The 26,315-nt window shown below is 68.5% G+C and carries 31 protein-coding genes; 19 read left to right on the top strand and 12 right to left on the bottom strand.

All coding sequences use genetic code 11. From position 1 onward, the window contains the following. Nucleotides 1–28 precede the first annotated feature (28 nt). A complete protein-coding gene (locus CI785_RS10895; RefSeq protein ID WP_105032087.1) occupies nucleotides 29–1,051 on the bottom strand; it encodes a sigma-70 family RNA polymerase sigma factor in 1,023 nt (340 codons plus the stop codon). Between the two features lie 124 nt (nucleotides 1,052–1,175). On the opposite strand from CI785_RS10895, the gene CI785_RS10890 reads away from it, so the two are divergent. From CI785_RS10890 to nagB, 9 genes are all read left to right on the top strand, one after another. Further along, nucleotides 1,176–1,724: a dihydrofolate reductase family protein gene (locus CI785_RS10890; RefSeq protein WP_105032086.1), complete on the top strand. Its 549-nt coding sequence runs from the start codon at nucleotides 1,176–1,178 to the stop codon at nucleotides 1,722–1,724. A 14-nt stretch (nucleotides 1,725–1,738) separates the two neighbouring features. Next, complete coding sequence (locus CI785_RS10885) at nucleotides 1,739–2,041, top strand: DUF4287 domain-containing protein (protein ID WP_105032085.1); 303 nt, start codon at nucleotides 1,739–1,741, stop codon at nucleotides 2,039–2,041. A gap of 31 nt (nucleotides 2,042–2,072) precedes the next feature. Next, the gene (locus tag CI785_RS10880) at nucleotides 2,073–2,957 is read left to right on the top strand and encodes a DUF4031 domain-containing protein (RefSeq protein WP_105032084.1); all 885 of its coding nucleotides are present in this window, start codon (nucleotides 2,073–2,075) and stop codon (nucleotides 2,955–2,957) included. Nucleotides 2,958–3,051: 94 nt separating this feature from the next. Beyond that, nucleotides 3,052–3,699: a MerR family transcriptional regulator gene (locus CI785_RS10875; protein ID WP_205753606.1), complete on the top strand. Its 648-nt coding sequence runs from the start codon at nucleotides 3,052–3,054 to the stop codon at nucleotides 3,697–3,699. Beyond that, complete coding sequence (locus CI785_RS10870) at nucleotides 3,699–4,703, top strand: hypothetical protein (RefSeq protein WP_105032082.1); 1,005 nt, start codon at nucleotides 3,699–3,701, stop codon at nucleotides 4,701–4,703. The genes CI785_RS10875 and CI785_RS10870 overlap by 1 nt, the downstream gene beginning before the upstream one ends. Continuing rightward, a complete protein-coding gene (locus tag CI785_RS10865) occupies nucleotides 4,700–5,098 on the top strand; it encodes a DUF2834 domain-containing protein (protein WP_105032081.1) in 399 nt (132 codons plus the stop codon). Before CI785_RS10870 ends, CI785_RS10865 begins: the two co-directional genes overlap by 4 nt. Nucleotides 5,099–5,142: 44 nt before the next feature. Next, nucleotides 5,143–5,541: a hypothetical protein gene (locus CI785_RS10860; protein ID WP_240615139.1), complete on the top strand. Its 399-nt coding sequence runs from the start codon at nucleotides 5,143–5,145 to the stop codon at nucleotides 5,539–5,541. Between the two features lie 185 nt (nucleotides 5,542–5,726). Further along, the gene (locus CI785_RS10855; RefSeq protein WP_105032079.1) at nucleotides 5,727–6,374 is read left to right on the top strand and encodes a hypothetical protein; all 648 of its coding nucleotides are present in this window, start codon (nucleotides 5,727–5,729) and stop codon (nucleotides 6,372–6,374) included. A gap of 30 nt (nucleotides 6,375–6,404) precedes the next feature. After that, the gene (gene nagB / locus CI785_RS10850) at nucleotides 6,405–7,181 is read left to right on the top strand and encodes a glucosamine-6-phosphate deaminase (protein WP_105032078.1); all 777 of its coding nucleotides are present in this window, start codon (nucleotides 6,405–6,407) and stop codon (nucleotides 7,179–7,181) included. A gap of 10 nt (nucleotides 7,182–7,191) precedes the next feature. Here nagB and CI785_RS10845 read toward each other — a convergent pair whose 3' ends face one another. After that, the gene (locus CI785_RS10845) at nucleotides 7,192–7,785 is read right to left on the bottom strand and encodes an LURP-one-related family protein (protein ID WP_105032077.1); all 594 of its coding nucleotides are present in this window, start codon (nucleotides 7,783–7,785) and stop codon (nucleotides 7,192–7,194) included. A gap of 57 nt (nucleotides 7,786–7,842) precedes the next feature. Then, nucleotides 7,843–8,466 carry a GyrI-like domain-containing protein gene (locus CI785_RS10840; protein ID WP_105032076.1) on the bottom strand — a complete coding sequence of 208 codons (624 nt, stop codon included), beginning with the start codon at nucleotides 8,464–8,466 and terminating at the stop codon, nucleotides 7,843–7,845. A 156-nt stretch (nucleotides 8,467–8,622) separates the two neighbouring features. Here CI785_RS10840 and CI785_RS10835 point away from each other — a divergent pair, with 156 nt between their 5' ends. After that, nucleotides 8,623–9,258, top strand: coding sequence for a maleylpyruvate isomerase family mycothiol-dependent enzyme (locus tag CI785_RS10835; RefSeq protein WP_205753605.1), 636 nt, complete (start codon nucleotides 8,623–8,625; stop codon nucleotides 9,256–9,258). Nucleotides 9,259–9,266: 8 nt separating this feature from the next. Here CI785_RS10835 and CI785_RS10830 read toward each other — a convergent pair whose 3' ends face one another. Together CI785_RS10830 and CI785_RS10825 are read right to left on the bottom strand one after the other, a co-directional pair. Then, nucleotides 9,267–9,575, bottom strand: a complete 309-nt coding sequence (locus tag CI785_RS10830) for a class I SAM-dependent methyltransferase (protein ID WP_105032074.1) — start codon at nucleotides 9,573–9,575, stop codon at nucleotides 9,267–9,269. A 66-nt stretch (nucleotides 9,576–9,641) separates the two neighbouring features. Continuing rightward, complete coding sequence (locus tag CI785_RS10825; protein WP_105032073.1) at nucleotides 9,642–10,559, bottom strand: aromatic alcohol reductase; 918 nt, start codon at nucleotides 10,557–10,559, stop codon at nucleotides 9,642–9,644. A gap of 143 nt (nucleotides 10,560–10,702) precedes the next feature. On the opposite strand from CI785_RS10825, the gene CI785_RS10820 reads away from it, so the two are divergent. Both CI785_RS10820 and CI785_RS10815 read left to right on the top strand, forming a co-directional pair. Further along, entirely contained in the window at nucleotides 10,703–11,470 is a 768-nt protein-coding gene (locus CI785_RS10820) for a metallophosphoesterase family protein (RefSeq protein WP_105032072.1), read from the top strand. Nucleotides 11,471–11,847: 377 nt separating this feature from the next. Next, complete coding sequence (locus CI785_RS10815) at nucleotides 11,848–12,582, top strand: GAF and ANTAR domain-containing protein (RefSeq protein WP_240615138.1); 735 nt, start codon at nucleotides 11,848–11,850, stop codon at nucleotides 12,580–12,582. Nucleotides 12,583–12,651: 69 nt separating this feature from the next. Here the strand turns inward: CI785_RS10815 and CI785_RS10810 are convergent, their stop codons facing one another. Both CI785_RS10810 and CI785_RS17535 read right to left on the bottom strand, forming a co-directional pair. Then, on the bottom strand, nucleotides 12,652–13,746 hold the full coding sequence (locus tag CI785_RS10810; RefSeq protein ID WP_105032071.1) for a S1C family serine protease: 1,095 nt from the start codon (nucleotides 13,744–13,746) through the stop codon (nucleotides 12,652–12,654). 165 nt (nucleotides 13,747–13,911) lie between these two features. Continuing rightward, nucleotides 13,912–14,268 carry a hypothetical protein gene (locus CI785_RS17535; protein ID WP_240615137.1) on the bottom strand — a complete coding sequence of 119 codons (357 nt, stop codon included), beginning with the start codon at nucleotides 14,266–14,268 and terminating at the stop codon, nucleotides 13,912–13,914. Between the two features lie 78 nt (nucleotides 14,269–14,346). On the opposite strand from CI785_RS17535, the gene CI785_RS10805 reads away from it, so the two are divergent. Continuing rightward, entirely contained in the window at nucleotides 14,347–15,708 is a 1,362-nt protein-coding gene (locus CI785_RS10805; protein WP_240615136.1) for an MATE family efflux transporter, read from the top strand. A gap of 89 nt (nucleotides 15,709–15,797) precedes the next feature. After that, nucleotides 15,798–16,484: a DNA alkylation repair protein gene (locus CI785_RS10800; RefSeq protein WP_105032069.1), complete on the top strand. Its 687-nt coding sequence runs from the start codon at nucleotides 15,798–15,800 to the stop codon at nucleotides 16,482–16,484. 96 nt (nucleotides 16,485–16,580) lie between these two features. Here CI785_RS10800 and CI785_RS10795 read toward each other — a convergent pair whose 3' ends face one another. Continuing rightward, entirely contained in the window at nucleotides 16,581–17,282 is a 702-nt protein-coding gene (locus tag CI785_RS10795) for a cache domain-containing protein (RefSeq protein ID WP_105032068.1), read from the bottom strand. Further along, complete coding sequence (locus tag CI785_RS10790) at nucleotides 17,279–18,040, bottom strand: FadR/GntR family transcriptional regulator (protein ID WP_105032067.1); 762 nt, start codon at nucleotides 18,038–18,040, stop codon at nucleotides 17,279–17,281. Before CI785_RS10790 ends, CI785_RS10795 begins: the two co-directional genes overlap by 4 nt. 347 nt (nucleotides 18,041–18,387) lie before the next feature. On the opposite strand from CI785_RS10790, the gene CI785_RS10785 reads away from it, so the two are divergent. The 4 genes from CI785_RS10785 to CI785_RS10770 are packed head-to-tail and all read left to right on the top strand — an operon-like array spanning nucleotide 18,388 to nucleotide 22,631. Continuing rightward, nucleotides 18,388–19,935 carry an APC family permease gene (locus CI785_RS10785; protein WP_105032066.1) on the top strand — a complete coding sequence of 516 codons (1,548 nt, stop codon included), beginning with the start codon at nucleotides 18,388–18,390 and terminating at the stop codon, nucleotides 19,933–19,935. 7 nt (nucleotides 19,936–19,942) lie between these two features. After that, on the top strand, nucleotides 19,943–20,548 hold the full coding sequence (locus CI785_RS10780) for a dimethylamine monooxygenase subunit DmmA family protein (RefSeq protein ID WP_105032065.1): 606 nt from the start codon (nucleotides 19,943–19,945) through the stop codon (nucleotides 20,546–20,548). Further along, on the top strand, nucleotides 20,545–21,516 hold the full coding sequence (locus tag CI785_RS10775) for a PDR/VanB family oxidoreductase (RefSeq protein WP_105032064.1): 972 nt from the start codon (nucleotides 20,545–20,547) through the stop codon (nucleotides 21,514–21,516). Before CI785_RS10780 ends, CI785_RS10775 begins: the two co-directional genes overlap by 4 nt. Nucleotides 21,517–21,527: 11 nt before the next feature. Beyond that, a complete protein-coding gene (locus CI785_RS10770; protein ID WP_105032063.1) occupies nucleotides 21,528–22,631 on the top strand; it encodes a heme-dependent oxidative N-demethylase family protein in 1,104 nt (367 codons plus the stop codon). A gap of 42 nt (nucleotides 22,632–22,673) precedes the next feature. Here the strand turns inward: CI785_RS10770 and CI785_RS10765 are convergent, their stop codons facing one another. The 3 genes from CI785_RS10765 to CI785_RS10755 are packed head-to-tail and all read right to left on the bottom strand — an operon-like array spanning nucleotide 22,674 to nucleotide 24,576. After that, nucleotides 22,674–23,336 carry an aspartate/glutamate racemase family protein gene (locus CI785_RS10765; RefSeq protein WP_276308025.1) on the bottom strand — a complete coding sequence of 221 codons (663 nt, stop codon included), beginning with the start codon at nucleotides 23,334–23,336 and terminating at the stop codon, nucleotides 22,674–22,676. 23 nt (nucleotides 23,337–23,359) lie between these two features. Beyond that, nucleotides 23,360–23,758 (bottom strand): DUF4406 domain-containing protein, encoded by a 399-nt coding sequence (locus CI785_RS10760; RefSeq protein ID WP_105032061.1) that lies wholly within the window; start codon nucleotides 23,756–23,758, stop codon nucleotides 23,360–23,362. Nucleotides 23,759–23,811: 53 nt separating this feature from the next. Beyond that, complete coding sequence (locus tag CI785_RS10755; RefSeq protein WP_240615135.1) at nucleotides 23,812–24,576, bottom strand: DeoR/GlpR family DNA-binding transcription regulator; 765 nt, start codon at nucleotides 24,574–24,576, stop codon at nucleotides 23,812–23,814. Nucleotides 24,577–24,710: 134 nt separating this feature from the next. On the opposite strand from CI785_RS10755, the gene CI785_RS17530 reads away from it, so the two are divergent. Continuing rightward, on the top strand, nucleotides 24,711–25,769 hold the full coding sequence (locus tag CI785_RS17530; protein ID WP_240615134.1) for a GNAT family N-acetyltransferase: 1,059 nt from the start codon (nucleotides 24,711–24,713) through the stop codon (nucleotides 25,767–25,769). Nucleotides 25,770–26,315: the final 546 nt, after the last annotated feature.

Raw genomic sequence — 26,315 nt, 5'->3', positions numbered from 1 at the left:
GCGACCGTCATCCACCGACCGGTAGCAGCTACACCCTGCCGGCGGCCTTCCGCTCGTCGATGACCGGCGGAAGCCCGAACTGCTCGAACATCTCCGGGTACAGGAAGTTGTGGTGGCCGATGATGCGCTCGCCGTCGGTCTCGATGACCTGGATGGCCCACGGCTCCCAGAGCCCCGGTTCCACGAGGTGGTAGTTCGCGAACCCTCCGGCGCCGTTGACGTCCAGGGGGATCAGGCGCCCACCCTCGCACACGCTGCCCTTCCCCACGAACCAGGCGATGACGTCGTCGGGCCCGGCGAGCCACAGGTCGAAGGGCGGCATGGAGAGGACGACGTCGTCGCGCAGCAGCGACACCAGGACGTCCATGTCGTAGGACTCGAACGCCCGGAGGTACTTGGCGAGCAGGACCTTGTGCGCGGGATCCTCCAGGGGCATGTGCGTGGACGGCTCGTAGCCGGCCATCGTCTTGCGGGCGCGCTGCAGCGCACTGTTGACCGAGGCCGTGGTCACCTCGAGGAGCGCGGCCACCTCGGCCGCGGACCACCGGAGTACCTCGCACAGGACCAGCGCGCTGCGCTGGAGCGGAGGGAGGTGCTGCAGGGCGGCCACGAAGGCCAGCCGGATGGTGTCGCGCGCCTCGGCGACGACGGCGGGGTCGCCGGAGGGGTCGACCACCCGCTCGTCGGGGATGGGCTGCACGAACACGCGCTCGGTGAGCGGGGCGCCGAGCACGGCCTCGGCCGTAGGGGTGGACGGGCCGAGATCCATGGGCCTGGCCCGGCGCTGGGGGCTGCGGAGCATGTCCACGCACACGTTGTGCGCTATCCGGAACAGCCACGTGCGCAGGGAGGACTGACCGGCGAACGACTCCCGCTTCGACCACGCCTTGATCATCGTCTCCTGCACGGCGTCCTCCGCCTCGGACGCGGCGCCGAGCATCCTGTAGCAGTACCCGGTGAGTTCGCGGCGCGAGGCCTCGAGCTGTCGGTCGAAAGGCGTGTCCTCGGCGGTCTCCGGCACTGTTCCCCGGGACGTGGTGGCGGGCTGCATGCATCCGAGCGTAGCGACGGTGGCACCCGTGCGGGAGGTGGCGGGCGGGAAAAGTTCCGCGTCATCGATGATTCGGTGCTCCCCATGGCGTCTACTGGGGAAACCGCCACCATCGGGAGCTCTTATGCGCAGACTCACAGCAGGCCTCTTCTCCTCCGTCGACGGAGTGGTCGAATCACCCCACCTCTGGCAGTTCGACAGCTTCGACGCCGAACTGGGCGCCGGGATGGGAGCGATGATCGATCGGGTGGACACCGTCCTCCTCGGGCGGCACGGGTACCAGGAGTGGGCGGAGTTCTGGCCGGTCGCCGACGCCGGGGACCCCTTCGGGCGTTTCATCAACCCGGTGCGCAAGTACGTCGCCTCCCGAACCCTCGAGGGCCCGCTGGGCTGGACGAACTCCTCCCTCATGGACGCGCCCCTGGAGGAGTTCGTGTGGTCCCTGAAGCAGACCGAGGGTGGCGACATCGGCATCTGTGCCGGCATCTCTCTCGTCCGCCAGCTGCTCTTCGCGGGCCTGCTCGACTCGCTGACCCTGATGATCCACCCCGTGGTCGCGGGCACCGGGCGGCACCTCTTCGAACCGACGGATCCCGTGATGAAACTGGAGCTGCAGGACGTCCCCAGCACCAGCAAGGGCAATGTCCTGGCCACCTACGGCCGCCGCGACTAGGAAGGAACAAAACCATGTCATTCCAGGCATATCTCGACGCCATCGAGGGCAAGACAGGACTCACCCCACGCCAGCTCGTCGATCAGGCCAGGGAGCGCGGCCTCGATGCTCCCGGCACGAAGGCGGGAGAGATCGTCACCTGGCTCAAGGAGGACCACGACCTTGGCCGGGGCCATGCCATGGCGCTCGTACACGTCATCAAGAACGGCGCGACCATCAGCGGGAAGCACGTAGGGTCCGACGGCACCCACGGGGACGCCTCGACGGAGTTGTGGCTCGACGGCAAGGCCACCCGACCGGGATCCGCGACTCCCTGACGGGATGGGCTGCGCGCCTAGACTGCTGGGCATGGCCGTCCTCATCGATCCACCGTCGTGGCCCGCGCACGGGACCGTCTTCTCCCACCTCGTCTCGACGTCGTCACTGGAGGAACTCCACGCCTTCGCCGAGGCGGCGGGCATCCCGCGGCGCGCCTTCGACGAGGACCACTACGACGTCCCCGCCCGTCGCTACCGCGAACTCGTCGAGCGCGGCGCGCAGGAGGTGAGCGGGGCATCCCTGGTGCGGGCGCTCATCGGGAGCGGCCTCCGGGTTCCTGCACGACGGCGGGGCCCGAAGCTGAGGGCCGCGCTGGTCACCCGCTGGGCATCGCTCCTGCCGGAGGATGCTGCCCTGGGCGAGGACCTGCTCGATCGCTGGGCCGAACCGCACCGGAGGTACCACACGCAGACCCACCTCCTCGCGGTACTCGAGGCACTCGATGTGCTGCTGCAGCCGGGCGACCTCCCGCTGCGGCGGACCGTGCTCCTCGCCGCGTGGTTCCACGACGCGGTCTACGAGGGAGTGGCCGGTGAGGACGAACGCGCCTCCGCGGCCCTCGCCGTCCACCGACTCGCCGCCCTGGGCCGACCGGCGGCGCAGGAGGTGGAGCGTCTCGTGCTCCTCACCGCGACGCATGACCCCGCGTCCGAGGATCGCGCGGGCCGGCTGCTGTGCGACGCCGACCTCTCCGTGCTCGGCGGGCCGGAGGCCGACTACCAGCGCTACCTCCTTGCCGTCCGGGAGGAGTACGCCCATATTCCTGATGCAGCATTCGTCGAAGGACGCCGCGCGGTGCTGCAGCGGCTCCTGGCGCTGGAGCCGCTGTTCGGGACAGCGGAAGCCCAGACGCTGTGGGCGCCGCGTGCCCGTGTGAACATGACGCGGGAGCTCTCAGTACTGACTCCGGGATGAGTGCGGAACGGGGAATGGTGGTCTATACGGTAGATGGGTGCTATCAGGAATATGGACATATTAACTATCCGATAGTTATGGTATCCGTATGCGGATGGCCCAACTCAGTGAGACCAGTTCGATCCCCGTCGCGACGATCAAGCTCTACCTCCGGGAAGGGCTCCTCCCCCCGGGAAAGAGGACGGGACCCAATCAGGCGCAATACGGCCCGCCGCATGTCCGTCGGCTGAAACTGATCCAGGCCCTCGTCAGGCTCGGGCGGCTGAGCCTGGCCGCAGCAGGTGAGGTCCTCGATGCCATCGACTCGGACCTGCCACTCATCCAGACGCTCGGCATCGCGCAGCGCGCTGCCACCCGGGCGGTGGACCGGGAGAGGATCCGCCCTGCCGATCTCGACCGCGTCGACGCGCTCATCGCGGATTGGCACGTGATACCGGGAGGCTGCGGCCGCTTCGATGCCGCGGCCGCGGTCACCGCCCTCCAGGAGTCCGGCCTGAAGGTCACCGACGACTGGTACCGGCGCTATGCCGCTGCGGCCCTCGCCGTCGCCGAGGCCGATCTCGACCTGGTGGATGCCCAGGAGGCTCGGAGCGCGAAAGCCGAGACGGTCGTCGTCGGCACGGTGCTCGGGGACGCACTGTTCGCCGGGCTCCGCCGGGCGGCCCAGGAGCACGTCTCCTACACCCGGTATGCCGCAGGCGTCCGCAAGCAGCCTTCGCCCCGAAACCCGGGGGAGAACTGATGTCACAGGCCCTCGCCGCAGGTCGCCGGCTGTCGTCCGGCGTTGCCTGGCACAGCCCGTTGTTGTTCCTGGCCGCCCTCATGGCCGTCACCGGTCTTGTCAGCCTGATCGGTCTCGTCGTCGACCCCCGTGAGCTCGTCGGGTCACCCGCGTGGGCCAAGCCCTTGAAATTCTCGATCTCGTTCGTCCTCTATGCCCTGACGCTGTCCTGGCTGATCGGTCAGGTGACTTCCGCGCGGCGCCTGGCGTGGTGGCTGGGGACCACGGCGGCCGTCGCCGTCGTCGTCGAGATGATCATCATCGTCGGCGCCGTCCTGGCGGACACCACGAGCCACTTCAATGTGACCACCTCGCTGAGCTCGGCACTCTGGAGCATCATGGCGGTCTCGATCATCGTGCTCTGGCTGGCGTCGCTGATCGTCGGCATCCTCCTGTTCCGGGTGAAGGACGCCGATCCCGCGCGATCCACCGCCATCCGGGCCGGGGTGGTCCTCGGCCTCACCGGCATGGCCCTCGGGTTCCTGATGACGGCTCCGACGGCGGCGCAGCTCGACGACTGGCAGGGCATCTCCGGCGCCCACACGGTCGGGGCGGCCGATGGCGGGCCGGGCCTGTTCCTCCTCGGATGGAGCACCGTGGCCGGTGATCTCCGCGTGCCCCACTTCGTCGGCATGCACGCCCTGCAGCTGTTGCCGATCGGGGCCATCCTGCTCGAAGCGGCGGCGCTCCGGGTCGCAGTGCTGGAATCGAGCCTGGTCCGGCGGCGCATCGTCCGGGTGGTGGCGGTGCTGTACGCCGCGGTCCTCGCGGTCCTCACCCTGCAGGCCATCATGGGGCAGTCCGTGGTCCGCCCGAGTGCGGACATCGCCCTGGCATCGGTGGCCCTCGTGCTCCTGGCCGGCGTGTCGATCGCGGTCATCCTCGCCCACGGCCGCAGGAGCGGCCCAAGCAGACCGGCGCCATCTCCTCCCGCCACTCGGGCGGCCGCCGGCGGATCGGCATGAGCGCGCGTCCCGGGGGGCCGCTGCCCGCCCGCACCAGGGCGGTCGTCGTCGTGTACGGGATGCTGGCCGCCGTGGGCCTGCTCGGCACCTGGTACTTCAACCTCTCGTACCGGGGCAGCGACGGCTCCTACCTCGAAGCGTGGTTCGCGAACGCCGCCGGCGCATCGGCGGCCGTGGACGTGATCGTCGCCGCGACGGTGGCGTGCATCTTCTACGCCGTCGAAGGACGCCGGCTCGGGTGGCGCCGGCGGTGGGTGCTCTTCGTCGCGCTCACGTTCGCCGTCGCCCTCGCCTTCGCATTGCCGCTCTTCCTCCTGCTGCGCGAACTCCAGCTCGCGCGCCGGAGCACGTCCGCGTCGGCCCCCGTGCAGGCGCCGTCACGGCATACGGGCTGACGCGCCCCCTTACCGCAGTGTGGGTCGCCCGTTACCATCCAGGCATGACACGACGCAGCATCACCCGGACCATGCGCGGCCGGGACGCGACAGCGGTACCCGCCGCCCTCCTGCTGATCGTCTCCGCCTTCCAGGCCGCGCTCGCACTCGGGGCGCCCTGGGGCTCGGCCGCCTACGGCGGTGCCCACCGGGGCACGCTGCCGCGGAAGTACCGGGTCACCAGCGCCGCGGCGTCCCTCGCGTACGCGGCCCTCGCCCTCGTGACCCTCGATGCGCGAAGCGGAGGGCAGGCCCGACGCCGGGTCCTCACCGGGGCCGCGGGCCTGATGGGTGCAGGGACGGTCATGAACCTCGCCTCCCGGTCGCGCGTGGAGCGGGCCATCTGGACACCCGTCGCCGGCGCCCTGGCCGCGACCCTGCTGCGGGCTGCCCGCAGGACCTAGGACCACCGAGGAGAACGGCACGGGCTCGGTCGATGTCGCGCTCGCCGCCTTGCGGGAGCCTGTCCGCGCCTGCCTCCAGCACATCATCGACACGGCGCGTGCGGTCCGCCCCGACGCCGTGGACGGCGTCGCGGTGCCGGCTCCTGCCCCTGGCCATCACCCCCGGAGAGGTCGATCATGGAGGCATGACATGGCGTGCCCGGCTCGGTGCCACAGCACTCGCGGCGATCCTCCTCGCGGCATGCGCATCGCCGGGTGGTCCCGGGAGCGGAACGGCATCCGGCACGGCGGACGGCCCGATCGATCCTGCGGGGACCTCCGTGCCCGGCGCTCCACCGGCTGACGGCGAGGTGATCGCCGAGGGCACCGTGCTGCAGATCGACGACGGGCTCCCCCAACTCTGCCTCGGCGGGGTCATGGAGTCCTACCCGCCCCAGTGCAGCGGGCCGCCGATCGTGAACTGGGACTGGGACCTTGCCGGCGGATCCGAGACCGCATCGGGGGTCACCTGGGGTGCCTACGCTGTGACCGGAACGTGGGACGGTACCACCTTCACGAGGACGGGCGTTCCGATCTCCCTGGCGCTCTACGACAGGGCGCCCATCACGGACCCGATGGCCGGCAGGCAGGGGACGACGGGGCAGGCCGAGCTCGACCGCATCCTGCAGGACATCTACTTCCGTCACGCAGGCTATACCGTGACCGCCGGGATCGAACGCGGTTTCGTCGTGGTCACCGTCATCCACGACGACGGCTCCTTCCAGGAGAGGATGGACGCCGAGTACGGGCAGGACGTCGTCGTCGTGCTGTCCGCGCTGCGATCCCACGGCTGATCGGACGGCATCATCGAAAGGGGAACCCCGGTGCAGATCATCCTCTGCGACTCCGCCGAGGAGGTGGGGCGGAGGGCCGCCGACCTCGTCGAGGCGAGGATGAGGCAGGGGCCGGCCGTCCTCGGCCTGGCCACCGGGAGCTCGCCCGCCTCCACCTACGCCGAGCTCATCCGCCGGCACCGGGAGGAGGGCCTGAGCTTCCGCGACGCCACCGCCTTCACGCTCGACGAGTACGCGGGACTTCCCGCCGACCATCCGCAGTCCTACTCCTCGACGATCCGCCGGGAGTTCGTGGACTCCGTGGACCTGCCACTCGCGCGGCTGCATACGCCGAGGGGTGACGCCGGGGACCTCGTGGCCGAGGCCGTCCGCTACGACGCCGCGATCGTCGACGCCGGGGGTGTGGACGTCCAGCTCCTCGGGCTCGGCGCCAACGGGCACATCGGGTTCAACGAGCCGACGTCGTCCCTGCGGTCCCGCACGCGCGTCAAGACGCTTTCCAGCGCCACCCGCCAGGCGAACGCCCGCTTCTTCGAGGACGACGGCGAGGAGGTGCCGAAGCTCTGCCTCACGCAGGGCCTCGGCACCATCGGCGAATCCCGGCAGGCGGTCCTCGTGGCGCTCGGCACCACGAAGGCATCGGCCGTCCGCGCCATGGTGGAAGGGCCCGTCAGTGCCTTCTGCCCGGGCTCGGTCCTGCAGCTGCACCCGAAGGCCGTCGTCGTGCTCGATCCCGAGGCGGCGGCCCGGCTCACCCTGCTGGAGTACTACCGCGAGGCCCAGGCCCTCGACGACGAGCTGTCCTGACGGCGCGGACCTAGCGTGACTGCAGGGCGTCGAGCGCGACGGCCATGGCCGCTGCCACCCGTCCGTCCAGCCGCGCACCGGGGACCGTAACGAGGTAGCGGTCCCGGAGGGACTGTCCGCGTTCTGACGTCAGGACGGTCTGCCCGGCCTGGTCGACGAAGTCGAAGTGGAAGCGGAACGGGGACGGGATGGCCTCGAGGACAGGCGCCATCTCCCAGATCCGTCGGCCGATCGCCACGCCGACACTCCGCTCGCTGCCTCTGGCCTGCACGCCCGCCGCCTCCAGGTGCCAGGTGGAGCGCAGCAGCGAAGCGCCGAAGTCCTTGCGGAAACTCCCGATCGGCTGCCCGGCGGCGTCCAGCACGTCGTAGGTGGCACCGACGTCCAGCCGTTGCCGGGCCTTGAAGGAGAACAGGGGCGTGGTCCGCGACTCGTCACGGTAGAACGTGACCTGCTCCTTGAATGCCGCCCGCTTCTGCTGTGCGAAGGCCAGCAGGTCCCCGGGCTGTCCGTCGGCGCCGACGGCGCGTACCTCGTAGCGGTTCACCATCATGGTGATCTTCTGCGCCACCGTGAAGCGTTCGACGCCGTGTGCCAGATCCATGTCCACCCTGTTCCTGTCGGTCCCGGATCCCGCGGTCCGCGGGAGCTCTACCCGAGCCTAGCGAGGTGCCCGGGGTGTGACGGGCTGCCGGAGGATGGTCCGCAGCTTCCCGGGGGCGGTGCGCCGCGCATCGCTGAGGTAGATCTCGTGGTGCTTCCCAGTCTCCTGCAGCGCGTGGGAGGGGATGAAGTCGCCGTGCAGCGCCTCGAGCACCGGCCCTTCGTCGTCGTACGGGCCGAGGTGGAGGGTCTGCACCGACAGCCCCTCCTCGAGCGGTTCGAGGCGGAGCGCCTCGAGTGCGGGCGCGCCGCCCTTGCGTGCGACCGTCCCGCGCGCGGTCGCCAACTGCTCCGGCGTCGTCCACTCCGGCACCATGATCATCACCGTCCACGCCCAGCGCGACTTGTCCCGGGCGACGGTGAAGGAGTCCATGTCCTCCGACCACCAGAGGGCCTCCAGGGGCATCACGGTGTAGTCCCGGCCGAGGTCGCCCTTGCTGAGGAACTTCAGCGCATAGGCGACGGGGTAGAGGGTGGTGATGGCGTCCCGGTAGGCCTCCGACGTGTTCGGGTCACCCCGGCCGTCGATCATGAGGAACTGCAGCACCGGGACCGTCACCACCTCGAACCGGCCCCGCGGGGCGGTGTAGGTGCCCACCTGCTTCCTGAGATCGAGCTTCATCCGCGGCATCTCCTGACGGTGGTTCCACGACGGGTGCTCGTACACTAGCGCAGGCGCACGGCGTCGGGCACGGGCGGGAACGGCACCTCGGGCCGCCGATGATCCTGCGGCCCCCGCACCGTCCGAGTAGCAGGACGAATTATGGGAGGGCGGACGATGCGCGGGAACTGGGAACCGGTCCACGAGGAACGGCGGGCCCTGGCAGAGGACCTGGCGCTGCTGACGGAGCGGCAGTGGGACACGCCGTCGCTGTGCGGGGGATGGGACGTGCACGACGTCGTCGCGCACCTGGCCGGTTCGGCCGCCACCACGCGACGGAGTTTCTGGACCTCCCTCATCCGGTCCCGCTTCGACTTCGACCGCGCGAACGCGCGGGAGGTGGCCGCCAACCGGGGGACCACGCCCGCGGACACCCTCGAGCGCTTCCGGGCGACGGTCGCCAGCACGACGACGCCGCCCGGTCCCTTCATCACGCGCCTCCTCGAGATCGTGGTCCATGGCGAGGACATCCGGCGGCCCCTCGGTCTTCCCCGTCCGCCGCTCCCGCCCGGCGTGGAGGACGCCCTCGCGTACCTGGCGCGGGACGGACTCTCCGGGGGCAGGAGTCGCCTCGCCGGCCTGGCTCTCACGGCCACCGACGCCGGGTACACGGTGGGGTCGGGGGAGGTCGTGCAAGGGCCCGCCCTCTCCCTGCTGCTCGCCGCCTCGGGGCGCCCCTCCGGTCTGGAGGAGCTGCGCGGACCCGGCCTGTCGCTCCTGGCGGGGCGGATGGGCGTGCGCCCGGTACCCTGACCGGCCCGCTATCCCGCCGGAGCCCTGCCGATCACCACTGTCACGCCCAGGTCCTCGCAACCCTCCGACCAGGACCGGAAGCCGGCGTCCAGGAGCAGGCGGATGCAGTCCTGCTCCTGGTCCTCGCCCACCTCGGACAGCACGTACCCGCCGGGCACCGGCCATCCGCGGGCCTCCCGCGCCACCCGCCGCTGCAGCTCCAGCCCGTCCCACCCGCCGTCGAGACCGACCAGCGGCTCGTGCTCCCGCGCCTCGGGCTCCGCGGCGTCGGAGCCGGCACCGACGCCGGCAGCGGCGTCCTGCGGGCGGTGCGGCATGGAACGGCCCTTCGTCGAACGCGGCCAGGCATCGGGAGGACAGCGGCTACACGGGATCGGCGGTGATCAGGCCGCCGCGGTCCGGGGCTCCGCCCGCCGGTGGCCTTCGAGGATCTCCCGGGCGGACGTCCATGCGCAGACTCCGTACCTGTCGTTGTCCAGCGCGTGGAAGGCGCCGTCCCCGCTGAACATGTTGCCGAAGTACTGCATGCCCTGCCATGCGGGGTACAGGTCCTCCGAGTCCCTGGAAAGGGCCTGTCCCGTGCGTGCCATCAGGCGCAATGGACCGATGCCGCCGGCGTAGAGCAGGCGGTAGGGCTCGCCGTCGAGGCTTGTCATGATGCCGGCGAGGTCCCGGGAGGACACCGTGTCGCCGGCGATGCGCAGGAAACGCGGTGCGTCCCGGTCGAGGGCCGCATGCGCGGTGTAGGCCGCGACGTCGTCCTTGGTCGTGAAGGCCATGGGCTGGTCCGCGTCCCCCCAGTAGAGGACCCTCCTCCGGCCGAACAGGATCAGGGGCGCCACTCCCGTGAGCATGTCGGCGAACGCCCCGTTGAGCACCGAGGTGGCGCGGAGGGGCGCGGCATCGAGGATGGCGCGGAAGTCGCGTCGGAGCTGGAGGTTGCGGTTGGACCCGTCCCTGATGGTGGTGTGGTCGAGGGAGAAGTCCGAGGGCACGAACCGCGGGACACCTGCGGCAACGGCGGCCATCAGCAACCGGGTCTGGGTGTCCAGGATGACGGGCGCGAGCCCGCTGAGCGCGGACACGACGGCGTCCGCACCCCCGACCGCCCTCTTCAGGCCGTCGGCGTCGCTGTAGTCCACGGGCAGGACGTCCGCGCCGAGCGAGCGTAGCCCGCGCGCCTCAGGGTTGCTGGAGGCCCTCGTGAGGACCCGGACCTCGGCCCCCTGGTCCAGCAGGGCACGGGCGATCCGTTCACCGAGGTCTCCGGTGGCTCCTGCAAGGGCGATCGTCTGGGGCACGGTGATCCTTCGGTCGAGGGTTGGCTGGCGACCGGCCGACTTCGGCGCGGTGGACTCTTCTCACAGAGTAGGTGCACCGCGCAATCCACCGTCTGCGGGTGAGGCCTGCCCGGGGCGTTCCCGAGCCGGGATAGCCTGACGGGATGGAACGCGCCGCCGTGATCTCGGACCTCCACGGGAACGTCACCGCCTTCAGCGCGGTGCTGGAGGATCTTCGGCACCGGGGCGTCTCCACCGTGTACAACCTGGGCGACGTCGCGGGCAAGGGTCCCCGCGGCTCGGAGTGCGTGCGCCTGAGCCGCCTGCACTGTGCCGTCACGGTACGCGGGAACTGGGACGACTTCCTGCCCAGCGAGACGCCCGAGTGGCGCGACGACGCCGGCTGGTGGTGGCACAACGAACTCACACCGGAGGACCGCCGGTGGTTGCAGTCGCTCCCGCTGTCCCACGACCTGACGCTGAGCGGGCGGCGCATCCGCATGTTCCATGCGTCGGCCAAGAGCGTGTACCACCGCGTGCACGCCCGCCACACGGACGAGGAGTTCGACGGCATGTTCGCCGCGACGGACCTCACCGGGGACGGCCCCCTGCCGGACGTGGTCTGTTACGGCGACATCCACGACGCCTTCGCCTCCACCTACCGGAGCAGGACCCTCGTCAACGTGGGCAGCGTCGGTAACCCACTGGACGAACCGCATGCGTCCTACGTGATCCTCGAGGGGGAGCCCGGCGGCGACCGCGCCGCACCCTTCGGCATCCAGTTCGTGCGGGTCCCCTATGATGTCGAGGCGGAGATCGCCGTGGCGACCGCGGTGGGGATGCCGGCCCTCGAGGCCTATGCCATCGAACTGCGGACGGCCGTCTACCGGGGGCAGCATGCCCGGCTCGGGATGGTCGACGCAGCGCCGTGAACGGGACGTGAGCGCGTCGGGGCGGACGCAAGCAGGTGATCGGGAGCCGTCTGCTTGACTCCCGACCGCCGCCCCATGTCCGTGCGAGCACTTCGATGTAGTCAACATCAGTCCGCGGACAGGTCCGGGCCATTCGCTGCGTACTCCCAGTGTGCGCCGCACTCCTCAACGGCGCATCAAGATCACCCCATCGTGACGGCGGCGGCGCCCTGCGGCGGGGTGTGATCCGACCGGTTGCCGGTCAGTCGCCCCTGGGTGGGCGCGTTCCGAACCCGTCCGTTGGGTAATATTCTCTAGGTCGTTTAGCAGCAGGCGGCCCCACCTTCTCCCTGCAGCATCGCGCGTGCGGGCAGGGAGCGGATGCAAAGGCACATCTGTTGGCACATCACGAGAGGGACAACGGTCCCACGGTTCCGGCGCTGCTCCAGGACATGGTCCTCGACAGCGACGACGTCGAGCAGTTCCTGACGAAGCTGGTCACCATCGCCGGCCACAGCCTGTCCGCGGACGACGAGGTCCTGTGCGGCGTCACCCTCCTCCGGGAGCGGACCAAGACCACCGTGGCCAGCAACAGCCCCGAAGCCCAGAAGATGGACGAGGTCCAGTACCGGTACGACGACGGCCCCTGCCTGCGGGCCGCCCGCCGGGGCACCGTCCACTACGTCTGCGACTTCGGCACCGAGGACCGTTTCCCCGAGTACAGCGCGGCGATCGCGGGCCACGGCATCAAGTCAGCCCTCGGGGTACCCATTCCCCTGGAGGGAGAGGCGACGGCGGCGCTCAACTTCTACTCGCCCCTGGCGGAGGCGTTCAGCGAGGAGTCCATCGAGGCCGCACAGCGCTTCGCCGAGGAGGTCGGGGCGTCGCTGCGTCTCGCGGTCCGCATCGCCACCCTGACCCAGGCGAGGGCCGACATGCGGACCGCCATGGAGAGCCGCACCACGATCGATCTCGCCGCCGGCGTGATCATGGGCCAGAACCGGTGCTCCCAGGCCACGGCGATGTCGATCCTCAAGGCCGCCTCCAGTGCGAGGAACATCAAGCTGCGGGACGTCGCGGCCTCCGTCCTGGAGTCCCTCGGGCAGGGGCCCGTGACGATGCACTTCGAGTAGGCGCTCGCCGCGGGCGGAGGGCCGCGCCGCGTCCGCCCGGTCGACGACCGGACGCGGGGAGGGCGGGGGTCAGCCCCGGGCGGCGGGCCGATCCGTGAGCTGCACGTCCACCGTCCGCGTATCCGATCCCCGGCGGGTCTCGACGGCGACCCTCTCGCCCGGGTCGCGCTGCCGCAGCGCCGCCAGGAGGTCCTCGGGTGCGGACAGCTCGTCGTCCCCGATCCGGGTGATGATGTCACCTGGCCGGATCCCGGCGTCGTCGGCCGGTCCGCCCTCCGACACGGACAGGACCACTACGCCCGTGCTGTCCTGCAGGTCCAGCTGCTCGGCGATCTGCGGCGTGATCGCGCCCGGGGCCAGACCCATGAAGGCGTGCTCCGCGGTGCCGTCCTCGCGGAGCTCCTCCGCCACCTCGGTGGCGGTGGGCGCGGGGATCGCGAAGCCCAGCGCCACGGCTCCCTGCGCGGGCGGGATGTACGCCTCGCTGATGCCGATGATCTCGCCGCGCCCGTTCACGACGGCACCTCCGGAGTTGCCGGGGCTGATGGCGGCATCGGTCTGGATCAGGTCCACGAGCGACTGGCTGGTGGACGCCGACCCCGGGATCTCCCGGTGCAGGCCCGAGATGATGCCCGACGTCGCCGTGTTCTCGAAGCCGAGGGGCGAGCCGATCACCACGGCGAGCTCGCCGATACGGGGAAGGCCGGACTGGAACGTGGCCGCGGGCAGGTCCGTGCGGTCCGCGCGGACGAGCGCGAGGTCGGAGACGGCATCCGTCGCTTCCACCGTCCCGGACACCCGCAGTCCGTCGGCGAAGGCCACCTCGACGTCCTCGTTGCCGCGGATCACGTGCTCGTTGGTGAGGATGAGGCCGTCCTCGGTGTAGATGACGCCACTGCCGAGCCCTCTCTCGGTGAAGATGGTGACCACCGACGGCTGCACCGCCTCGACGATGTCGGGGATGCTCATGTCCTCCTGCCGCCCGGACGAGGATCCGGACGAGGACGCCGTGGACGACCCGGACGGCGCCGCCGAGGAGGTGCTGCCGTCCTCTACCTGGGCCGGGGCGCTCGGTCCGGGCTCGTTCCCGGACTCCGTGCAGCCGGTCACCAGGAGCAGGAGTGCGACGCCCACGGCGACGGGCGGGATGCTGGTGCGGGTCATGCTGATCCTCCTCGGTTGGACAGGTGCCCGGGCGGCGCGACGACCTACCGCGGCTGCGCGCCGACACTACGTAGAACTGTAGGAAGGCGGCGATCCGACGACAAGCAGGAGAGCGGTCGACCTCCCGCCGGACAGCCGGAGTGCCGGCATCGCGCGGGGTGGCGCCTACGGGCGCCCGTCACCTCGCTGGTCCGGCCTGCGCAGCGGATGCTCACGCCATCCTTCCCGCTCCGAGGGCTCCGGCGCGTAGCCCGGACGCAGCAGCGGCTCATCCGGGTCGTCCTCGGGATTGACCCGCCGGGAGGCACCCGTGCGATGCGTGAGCCAGTAGCCCCAGCCGATGCAGGCCGCCGCCGCGAGGACGATGAGGAGCCCGATCGCCAGCAGGACCGGCGCTCCGGCCGGTACGGGGCTGCCCGAGGACTGGGCGCGGGCGAAGTCGGACACGGCCTGCGGTATGAACAAGGTGCTGATGAACAGCAGGACCAGACCGGCCAGGTACTGCTTGATGCCGACTCTCATGACTCCCCTGGGTGCGATCGCGGGCTGCGGGTTCGCATCCAGCTTAGGCCCTGCAGCCTGCGCGCCTACGCTGGACGGGTGCACCAGAGACCGCCCAGCAACCGCGCCCTCAGCCGCAGTATCCTCCGGCTGGCCGTTCCGGCCCTGGGCGCGTTGATCGCCGAGCCGCTCTTCCTGCTCGCGGACTCCGCGATCGTGGGACACCTCGGCGTGGATCAGCTCGCCGGCGTGGGCCTCGCATCCACCGTGCTGCAGACCGCCGTCGGGCTCATGGTCTTCCTCGCCTACTCGACCACGCCCGCCGTCGCCCGTCTCCTCGGTGCCGGGCGTCTGCCCGAGGCGCTCGCGGCCGGGCGCGACGGCGTGGGCCTCGCCGTCGTCCTAGGGGTGGTCCTGTCCACCGCGGGCTGGCTCGCAGCACCCCGGCTCGCCTCGCTCCTCGGCGCCGAGGGCGCCGTCCATGCCTTCGCCGTCGACTACCTCCGCTGGTCGATGCCCGGGCTCACCGCCATGCTCGTGGTGCTCGCCGCGACGGGCGTGCTGCGCGGACTGCAGGACACCCGGACGCCGCTGGTCGTCGCAGGGGCCGGATTCGGGGTCAACATCGTCCTCAACTACCTGCTCGTCTACGGTGCCGGGATGTCGGTGGCCGGCTCCGCGCTCGGGACGAGCCTCGCGCAGTGGGGCATGGCCGCGGTCTACCTCGTGATGCTCGTGCGCGCCTCGCGACGCGAGCGGGTACCCCTGACGCCGTCGTTGCGCGGCATCCGTGGCACCGCGGGCGTGGGCTCGTGGCTCATGCTGCGGACCCTGTCCCTGCGGGTGGCGATCCTCGCCACCGTGTTCGTGGCGACGGCGCAGGGTCCCCTGAGCCTCGCGTCCCACCAGCTCGTCATGACCGTCTTCACCTTCCTCGCCTTCGCACTCGATGCCCTCGCCATCGCCGCCCAGGCCCTCATCGGCAAGGAGCTCGGTGCCGGCGACCGCCCCCTGGCGCGGGCGCTCACGCGGCGGATGACTGTCTGGGGTGTGGGGTTCGGCGTCATCACCGGGTGCCTGCTCGCCGCCGTCGCGCCGCTCATCGGGGGGATCTTCACCCCCGATCCCCAGGTTCAGGCGGCGTTCGCGGCCGGGTTATGGGTACTCGCAGCCTCCCAGCCGGTCTGCGGTTTCGTGTTCGTGCTCGACGGCGTCCTGATCGGTGCCGGGGACGCCCGCTACCTGGCGCTCGCCGGCGTCGTGAACCTCGCGGCCTACCTGCCGCTGCTGGTCCTCGTGGGCCGGGCGGACCTGACCGGGGGTGAGGGGATCGTCTGGCTCTGGCTCGCGTTCGGTGTCGGCTACATGCTGGCGCGGGCCGGAACGCTCGGCTGGCGCGTGCGGAACGACCGCTGGATGGTCACGGGCGCTTCGCGGAGCGGGGCGGTCCGGGGGGCATAGCAGGACGGAGCGTCCAGGGGGTGGCTCTGGCGGGCTCCCCCTCATGGCGGGAGGATGTGGGGAGACGAGTGACCACCCGGAGGTAGGAAATGTCCACAGGCGTCGATGTCCCGGCCGTCGATGACGTGCTGGCCGAGCTGTCAGCACTCGAGGATCCCCGCCTGCGGGCCGTGAACGAACAGCACGGGGACGACCACGGCGTGAACCTGTCCGCGCTGCGGGGCGTCGCCAAGCGGCTGAAGACCCAGCAGGATCTCGCACGCGAGCTGTGGGCCACGGAGGACACCGCCGCACGCCTGCTCGCGCTCCTCCTCTGCCGCCCGAGGGCCTTCGACCAGGCCGAGCTGGACACCATGCTGCGGCAGGGGCGCCCGCCGAAGGTCCACGACTGGCTCGTCAACTACGTGGTGAAGAAGAGCCCGCACGCCGAGGAGCTGCGCCTCGCGTGGGTGGGGGATCCGGATCCCGTGGTGGCCAGTGCCGGATGGGCGCTCACGAGCGAACGCGTGCTGAAGAAGCCCGGGGGGCTCGACCTCCCCGGCTTGCTGGACACCATCGAGGGCACCATGAAGGACGCTCCCGACCGCCTGCAGTGGGCGATGAACCATACCCTGGCCCAGATCGGGATCAATCACGCGGAGCACCGGCAACGGGCTATCGGCATCGGCGAGCGACTGGAGGTCCTGAAGGACTACCCGACGCCGCCGAACTGCACCTCCCCGTTCGCGCCGATCTGGATCAACGAGATCGTCCGCAGGCAGCAGACGTCCTCATGACCGTCGCCTCCGACCTCCGCGCTCCTCCGGATCGACGGGAGCCGGGATGGTGGCCCTGTTCGGCGGCTGATCACGGCAGGCGGCTGATCGATCATGCTAGGGGGAGACCAGCAGCGAGAACCCCAGATGCGGTACCTCGATCGGGATCAGGCTTCGTCCGCCCGACGTCGAGCGGACTCTCTCACCCACCAGATGCGCCCCGGAATTGCCGACGACGACGCGGCCACCGGCATTGAGCAGCGCGGCGTCCCCGGGAATCGAACGGAGTGTGGGCATGAGTATCTCCTCCAGCTTTTTGATCCTGATGTCACAGCCCGCGACTCCCGCGAACTCTCCTTCCAGCTGAATCGGTGCCGAGTAGGTGAGGATGTATTCGTCCATCCCGAGGTAGTCGACGTACGGTCCCCACACGGTCTGTTCGCCGGTTCGACTCGCCGAGGCGAAGAATGGCATGTTCTGGTAGTCGTAGAACCGTTCTCCGCCCGGTGTCAGGTCGAACTCCAGCTTCTCGATGCTGCGCTCACGCCTGATCCACCACTCGAGACCGCCGTCCTTGCTCCTGATGGCTTCGGTGGAGAAGATCGCGCCCGCTCCGACGACGAAATCGTGGGTCTCGAGGAACGCCCCTACCAATTCCTCCAGCCGTGCGATGTCCCCGCGGGTGATCGAGAGGGGGCGTGGACGACCCGACCAGAGCTCGGCCGAGCGTGCCGCGAACTCATGCACGTCGAGGCTCAGGGCGTTCGTCCAGGCTGCTATCTCGCGGGCGGCCTTCAGGGCGGGGGCACTGGCCGTCATGGTCGCTCCTCCTGATTCGTGGGGTACCCGAGGGACAATTTGGCATCGACGAGGTGGTGGATGTCGTGGCGGATATGCTGCAGTACCAGCCGCTGGGCCTCCTCGGGTGCGTCGTCGGCGATGGCGCGAGCCACGGCGAGGTGTTCCGCGGCCACCCGTTCCGGATCGCGGGTCGATGACAAGGGTGCCCACAGAGCCTGGACCGTTTCGGCCTGCAGCCTTATCTCCGCGTTGGTGAGCCGCGGCGATTGCGCAAGGACCGCCAGTTCGATGTGGAACCGGCTGTCAGCGTGGGCGCGCGCTTCGGACTTGTCCGACATGACCAGTGCCCGAGCGAGGTCGAGCAGCCTGCCGACCTCGTGGGATTCGGCTCGTTCGCAGGCCAGTCGAACCGTGGCAGCAGCGATGGCGGCATGCTCGTCGCCCAGGTCCCGTAGCTCCGCGATGGACGTCTCCTGCAGCCATCTCCTCGTCGCATCGGGCGACATGAAGGGTTGCTTGACGATGAACGTCCCGCCGCTGCGTCCTCGCCGTGTGGCAACGATTCCCTGCTGCCGCAGGTCCGACAGCGCTTCCCTGAGTGTGGACGGCGCGACGCCGAACATCTCCGAAAGCGCTGTCTCCGAGGGGAGCCGCTCCCCGACCTTCAGCAGACCCAGGGAGATCGCCTTGGAGATCCTGTTCACAATGGCGTCTGAGCGCTCCGTCTCCGGCAGCGATCGGTAGACGTGGGCCTGGAAGGCGGTGGTGGGTGCCAAGTAGAGACTCCATGCGGTGTGAGGACAGCAGCAAGTTTAGTCGGCGCCGTTCCCCGCACCGGACGGTAGCAGGACGGACCGCGGCTGCCTCCGACGAACCCCTCGAACGGCTGCCGGCGTATTCGCCTGCAGCCGCTCTCCTACAGGAGTGTCACAAGTGTATCGACTAGTTCAGAAAATCCATCGGAAACATAGGTTATGGACCTCTTGCACCACCTTGGGTCACGCTCCACCTGCCGATCAGGGGGTGCTTGGGCTGGTGTTGCGGAGTTAAACATTTGAAACTATAGTTTTTGCGACGTGGTCCAGCTCACATGAGCCCCTGAGGATCCAAGAGAAGGAACCCCATGCGTGTAGATAGTGCAGAACCGCCCAAGGAGTCTGTCGCCGACCAGGACGCCCAGCACCTCGCCAGCCTCGGCTACTCCTACGAGCGGCAGTTCAAGCGGGAGATGACGTTCTGGGGGAATGTCTCGCTGGGGTTCACCTACCTGTCGCCGGTTGTGGCCGTGTACTCGCTGTTCGCGGCATCACTAGGCGTCGCGGGCCCGCCGATGTTCTGGTCCCTCGTCATCGTCGGCGTCGGTCAACTCCTCGTCGCCACCGTCTTCGGGGAGGTCGTCGCGGCGTACCCCGTGGCCGGGGGGGTCTATCCCTGGTCACGCAGGCTATGGGGCCGCAAATGGGGCTGGATGAATGGTTGGGTCTACCTGGTCGCGCTCCTGACCACCATCGCCAGCGTCGCGTACGGGGCAGGACCGTTCCTGAGCACGCTCGTCGGTATGGAGAACACCGTCGACTCCGTGATCGTCTCGGGTCTCGTGGTGATAGCGCTTGCCACGGTCCTGAACCTGGGAGGAACCAAGGTCCTGAACACCGTGGCGATGATAGGCCTCCTGGCCGAGCTCGGCGGTGCCCTGGCAGTGGGGAGCTGGCTGCTGCTGACGGCCAGGCACCACGACCTCGGTGTCCTGTTCCAGGCCTTCGGTGCAGGAGAGGGCAGCAGCTACTTCGTGGCTTTCGCGGCCGCCGGGTTGATCGGCATCTTCCAGTACTACGGCTTCGAAGCCTGCGGTGACGTGGCTGAGGAAGTCCCGAACCCGGGCCGCACGATCCCCAAGGCCATGCGGATGACCATCTACATCGGTGGTTTCGCAGCAATGTTCGTCTGCCTGTCCCTGATCCTCGCCGTCCCGGATTTCGCGGCCGTGATCTCAGGCACCGACACCGATCCCGTCGGCAACATCCTCCTGTCGGCCTTCGGCCCCATCGGCTTCAAGGTGGTGCTTGCCATCGTCCTGGTCTCGTTCCTCTCATGCGTCCTGAGCCTGCAGGCAGCCACCTCGCGCCTCGCCTACTCGATGGCCCGCGACGGCATCCTCCCGGGCAGCAGGCTCCTGAGCACCTTCAGCGAGTCCCGTCACGTACCTCCGTACGCCCTGCTCCTGGCAGGGCTGGTGCCCGCCGCCATCGTCGTCGGATCGAAGGTCTCCAGTGACGCCCTGACAGTGATCATCTCGTTCGCGGCCATGGGGATGTACATGGGGTTCCAGATGGTCGTCCTCGCCTCGCTGCGGGCCCGCCTCCTCGGCTGGAAGCCGAACGGCGCCTTCCAACTGGGTGCCTGGGGCATCCCGGTCAATATCGCAGCCCTCGTCTGGGGCGTACTCGGCATGGTGAACATGGCGTGGCCCCGGACACCGGAGGATGGCTGGTTCGCCAACTACGTCGTCCTGATCTCCGCAGTCTCCGTCGTGGTGGTGGGACTCGTCTACATGGCCTGGAAGAAGCCGTACCTCAAGGGTGATGCTCCGGCAGCCGATGCAGTTCCTACCGCCCCGGCCGGCAACCGACAGGACGCCGTCCTGTCGGCTCCATCGAAGGATCAGAGGTAGCAGAGCCATGCTGATCACTGGCATCAAGAGCCGCCCCATCTACGACGAGCTGGCGCCGATGGCGACCGGCACGAGCCATGTCGCTGCCGCACAGGGCAGTGGCGGAGAGCCGCTGGTGCGGCTGCTCGGAGCGATGATTCCGGGACAGCTGGCGGCGACCACCGTGCTCTACTCGATCGAGTCGTTCACCGGGAAGAACTACCTGGCCGACCTCCGGAACTTCGCAGTCCGCGAACTCGTCGTGTTCCCGAACAATGCCGACGCCGTGAGGGGACTCGACGCGTTCCTCGCGACCGCGAAGATGGGCACCCGGCTGTACCTCTCCGGTTCCGAAGGGTTCATCGGCACGTCGATGCAAGTCGCCACCTCCTACGGCATGAACCGCGACGAGGTACTGCGCGAGCATGCAGGTTCCTTCGTGCGCCGCGTATGGTGCGCGCACTGCAGCCACTATTCCGAGAACGTGTCCCGGCGGATCTTCCGATGCCCGGGGTGCGAACGCAACCTGATCGTCCGTGATCACTACTCGGGGAGGCTCGCTGCGTTCCAGGGAGTCAAAGCGGACGGCGAAGTACCGGGCGAGCTTCCGGAGAACGAGGAGTTGGACACATGAGCGAGGCGCACCACGGATCCCTGCAGCTCAGGGTGAAGCGCATAGAGGCCGTCACTCCGGAGATCAACCGGTACACGTTCTCCGCGGCGGACGGGTCCTGGCTCCCGCCCTTCTCCGGCGGCAGCCATATCAGGGTCCTGATCCCGTTCGAGGGGGAGACCAGACGCAACGCCTACTCGCTCATGAGTTCGCCCTACGACACCAGCGAATACCAGATCGCCGTCCGCCGGGTCGACGAAGGGAAGCGCGGCTCCATCGCCATGCACAGGGATGTCCGCGAGGGCGACGTCCTGTCCGCCACCATCCCGGCGAATCTCTTCCCTGTCTCCAAGCACGCGCGGCATCACGTCTTCATCGCCGGAGGCGTCGGGGTCACGCCCATCTATGCCCAACTCGACGAACTGAGTCTCAAGGGAAGCTCGTTCGAACTCCACCTCGCGGTCCGCGGCCCGGAGCATGCCGCTCTCGGGCATGAACTCCGGGAACGCTACGGGGAGAGGGTCGTGCTGTACGGCGATGGCGACGGGACCCGGCTGAACTCGTACGAGATCCTCGGTGGGCTGCCGCTCGGCACCCACGCCTACGTCTGCGGACCCTCGCGCATGGTCGACGACGTCATCCGGGCGGCACACACCCACGGCTGGACGGACTCGCACATCCACTTCGAGCGGTTCGAGGACCTCGGGTCCACCGGCGATCCCTTCTCCGTCACCCTGGCGCGGTCCGGAGCGGTCGTCGAGGTGTCCCCCGAGCAGTCGCTGCTGGAGGCTGTCGAGGAGGCGGGCCACAAGCTGCCCTACCTCTGCCGGGGAGGTGCATGCGGTGAATGCGAGACCGAGGTCCTGGAGCTCGAAGGCACCATCGACCACCGGGACGACTGGCTGTCCGAATCGGACCGCTGCACGAACAAGCTCATCATGCCCTGCGTCTCGCGGGCCACCTGTACAAAACTCGTTCTGAACGCTTAAGGAGAACACCGATGACAGCGGTATCCAACCCAGCCGGATTCACACCGGACGAGACCTATACGCCGGGCGGGGAGTACCGGTTCCGGAATTCACGCGAGGCGGTTCGCCGTCTCCCGTTCCCGTTCCCGGACGACGAGTACATGTACTCAATGAATCTCGAACCGCACGTTTCGGCCGGCACCGGCGCCCTGAGGGCTGCCTTCGACGTCGATGAGCACTATGTGTCCGAGTGTGCCCATCGCGACCAGATGCTGCGAGAGATGCCAGGTGTCCACTACCTCGCGCTGCCGCACATGATGGAGGCGCAGTGGGACCTCCTGGAACTCATCTTCGAGTCGTATAACAGGGACTTCCCCGAGCACTTCACCCTCACCAGGAACGGGAACGAGTGGCGGTGGCAGAACCGGCTCCTCGGCATCGACGACTCCTTCACCTTCGGCGATCCTGAAACCCTGCCGATGGATCCGATGGAGTACGCCACGCGCCAGGCCCAGGGAGAGTTCGTCGTACTCGAGGAGAGGGACAACACCCTCGTCATCGGCGCCGGCATGACGACCCAGCGCGCCGACTACTCCCTGCAGTTCAATCTCGGCATGAACTTCTCGGAGTTCCACGGCCCCGTGCCCAAGTTGGACAAGATGGGGATCCTCGACCGGGCGCTCAAGTTCCTGCTCCGTATGAAGCCCGGTCACCCCGTCCGGCGGGTCAATTGGTCGCTGACCGTCCATCCGCGTCTCGAGACCTCGGTGGAGACGCTTCCCGACTGGGCCCCGGATCGCGCGCGGGTCACCGCTGAGAACGCGGGAGACATGGTGTACCTGCGCATCGAACTGCAGCCCCTGCATCGTCTGCCGCGATCGAACGCCATCGTCTTCCCGGTCCGTACCTACCTCGTCAGCCTTGCCGAGCTGGTGGAACACGCTCCGGGCTGGGCGAAACGAGTACATCGGGCGCTCGCGTCCCTGGACCCCGAACTCGCCGACTACAAGGGATTCCACCGCTACCACGGTGCTGCGGTCGAATGGCTATCACGCCACGACGACGGCGCCCCCCTGGCCACGGGTTACCCATGGATCGAAGGTGGTATCCAGCCCGGAAGCGGCTCACCGCGATGACCCGGCGGGCGCGGTTGGTGGCCACCTCGTCCGTCGAATGACTCAGTGGAATGCGTGTTCGACGGCGGTTTCGATGTGGATCTGAGTGGTAGGGAACAACGGGACGGTGCTGTCTGCCGGGGTCACCAGCATCTCGATCTCGGTGCAACCGAGGATGATTCCTTGGGCGCCGGCCTCAACGAGGCGTTCCATGATCGCTGCGTACTCTGCGCGGGACTCGTCGCTGACGATGCCGCGGACGAGCTCCTCGTAGATGATCCGATGGACCGTGGCCTGGTCGGAGCGTTCGGGCACTATGGCTTCCACGCCGGCGGCGGAGAGTCGGTCGCGGTAGAAGCTGTGTTCCATGGTGAACGCGGTCCCTAGCAGCCCGACACGCTTCAGGCCGGCCTGCGTGATTCTGGCCGAGGTCGCGTCGACGATGTGCAGCACGGGGATCTTCACCGCTCGTTCGATGGAGTCGGCGACGATGTGCATGGTGTTGGTGCAGAGGACGATCATGTCCGCGCCGGCGGCTTCCAACGCCGAGGCCTTGCCGGCGAGCATGGTGCCGGCTTCCTGCCATTTTCCGGCCGACTGCAGCTTCTCCATGACGGCGAAGTTCATGGAGTCGAGCAGGATACTGGCCGAGTGGACGCCGCCGAGCCGGTTGCGCACCAGTTCGTTCGCCAACCGGTAGTACTCGACGGTGGATTCCCAACTCATGCCGCCCAGAAGCCCGATGCGCTTCATGATCCGACGGCCCGAGCGGGTGCATGGTGAGCCTCCCGCACGGGGATGTCCATGACGTCCGTGTAGACGGGGAGTCCCAGTTCCCTGGCGATCAGAACGTCATTGTCGGCACCCCGGGAATTGCCGGGCAGACGCAGGACGGCATCGCAGTGGTGCAGCAGGCGTTGCGCCGTGGGATACATGACCTTCTCCGCCAGCGGGTCGGCAAGCCCCGCACCCGCGCTTTCGAGGACGGGCAGGGCCACCCACTCCCCGATCATCGGGATGTGGCCTTTCTCGAAGACAGGCCATGCATATGCCTCGAGGGCGCGGAGGTTGGCGGAGAGGAGAGCGGGGTCATCGTTCGTCCCGCTGCGGTACGGGCCGGCAATCAGGATCATCAGTGGTTTGGTCATGGCAGCAGCATAACGTGCATAAACACTGATAAACAAGTGTTTTCACGGATGCGCTAGCTGAGGATGCTGATTCCCTGTTCCTGAAGGTCGCGCAGTAGGCCGGCATCGGCTGGATCGGTGGACGGGTTCGTGATGATTCCGCTGACGTCCCGCAGGGGCATGACGGTGAAGCGGGATGCAGCGCCGATCTTCTCGGAGCTGGCCAGGATGTAGGTCTCCGCGGAGTGTTGCGCGAAGAGACGCTTGATCGCTGCTTCCTCGTAGTCGTCCGTGGTGAGTCCGGCCTGGGGATGCACGCCGGTGACTCCGAGGAAGCAGAAGTCGGCGCTGATCCCCTCGAGCGCTGCTGCAGTGGTCGGGCCGCAGGCTACGGCCGAGTGCTTGAACAGGCGCCCTCCGAGAATGATGACCTCTGTGTCGGTGTGGTCGAGGAGGGCTGCGGCGACGGTGACGCTGTGGGTGATGATCGTTCCGTCGAAGGCCAGGGGCAAGGCGCGGGCCACTTCGAGCGCCGTCGTCCCCCCATCGAGCAGAAGGGTCGCCCTGGAGGGGAGGAGCTCGACGGCGATCCTGGCGACATGGTGCTTGGCATCCGGTCGGACCTGCCTACGTTCCTCGTAGGTGACCACTGCCGGCGAGGCGGGCAGCGCTCCGCCGTAAACCCTCTGGCACAGCCCTGCCGCAGCCATGTCCCGGAGGTCGCGTCGGATGATGTCATCCGATACGCCGAGTTCCATCGCCATATCCCGGGACACCAGTTTGCCCTGGCTCCGGAGCCTCTCCACGAGTAGCTCACGCCGCTCAGCGGGCATCAGCATGTCGACCTCCCCTCCTGGAGCGACCGCTCCCACCCTTTACACGTTGTTGCTTGATCCATATTGTTATTACCTGTTTCTCCTTGCTTCGAGTCTACTCCCGCCCCGTCAGCCCTCCGGCCCAGGAAACACGCACCATGAGCACATCGTTCTTCACCCGCAAACCGATCCTTCAGGGCGACCTCGTGGTCCTGCGTCCCTTCACCGAGAACGACGTCGAGGACATGGCCGTCGTCCTTGCAGACCCGGAGGTACGGCACCTGACGGGATCGGTCCGGACGACGGAGGAGGCCTCGAACGCTCCGGCCCAACTGTCACCCGAAGTGCGCCAGTGGTACGCCTCCCTTGCGGCACGCGGCGACCGTCTCGATCTCGCGATCATCGAACGCACCACGGGATCGTGCGTCGGCGAGGTCGTCCTCAATGAGCTGAACGAAGCAGATGCATGCTGCAACTTCCGGATACTGATCGGCGCCGCAGGCCGTGGCAGGGGTATCGGGACCGAAGCGACCCGCCTGGTGCTCGACCACGCATTCGCCACCACGGCGCTGAACCGTGTGGAACTGGAAGTGTTCGCCTTCAATCCCAGGGCGCTGCACGTCTACGAGAGTGCCGGCTTCAAGGTCGAAGGGCGCCTGCGCCAGACCTTCACCTTCGACGATCAGCGCTTCGACACCATCGTCATGTCCGTCCTTCGTGGAGACCGCACCCCCTCGAGGGCGCGTGTCCACCTGGTCCCGTTGGCGGCCGACCGTTTCCCCGCATGGCTCGAACAGAGCCGACGAGAATACGAGACGGATCTCATGGCCGCCGGAGAGCCGGCAGACAAGGCCAGGCACCATGCGGAGGAGACGCTCGACCGCGTCTTTCCGGCCCGGGCGCCCGTCGACGGCCACGCCGTCTTCGACATCACCGACGAGAACCGCACGAGGGTCGGCTACATCTGGGTGGGCCGGGATCAGGAGGGGAAGGACGATTCGTGGTGGATATGGGACATACTCATCCACCCAGAGCACCGAGGCAAAGGATTCGGCCGAGCAGCCCTCGAGCTGGCCGAGGAACACGCGCGATCCGAGGGCGCGAGAGATCTCGGTCTGAGCGTGTTCGGGTCCAACCAGGCAGCGCGGGGACTCTACGAATCCCTCGGATACGAGACTGTCACCGCGACGATGCGTAAGAGATTCCGACCCGACTGATCCTCGTCCTGCGCTACCTGGCCCCGTACAGCCTGAGTCCTTTTCGCAGTGGAGGCACCATGGGCGTGGCAATCGGGGGTGGATTCCGGTTCCGTTTTGCCAGGTCATACGGTGTCGTGGAGCCTGAAGGCATGAGTGAGAAGGAGAACGAGGGACGGACGGCTAGTAGGAGGGCCGGGCGTCGTCTGCTGGCGGCCTTGGTGTGGTTCGTTGCGGCAGGGTTGTGGTTGTGGACTGCGATCGTCAGTGACGGAATCGCCGGGCCCTTCTTCTTCCTTCACCTCAGTGCGGTATGCCTGTGCATGGCGATGGCTGCGCACTACTGGACGTCGTTTCGTCGCCGAACCGCCGGGTAAGGCCATTAGCATCACCGGTCCCCGGAGAGCCAGGACACTGCTTCCGAACGTCGTTCCTCGTCCTGATGACCGTTCCCAGGCTCCGCACGCTTCCCCCCAGGCGCCCAGTGCCCTGTTCGGGGTGCCTCCTCATGCCGCCCGAGCCCGGGGCGGACGGAAGGTGCGGTGCCGTGGTGCTGCGGGTGATCCG

It is taken from the genome of Arthrobacter ruber, from assembly GCF_002954225.1.
GTDB classification, from domain to species: domain Bacteria; phylum Actinomycetota; class Actinomycetes; order Actinomycetales; family Micrococcaceae; genus Arthrobacter_D; species Arthrobacter_D ruber.
This window is presented reverse-complemented; position numbering and strand designations above follow the sequence as displayed.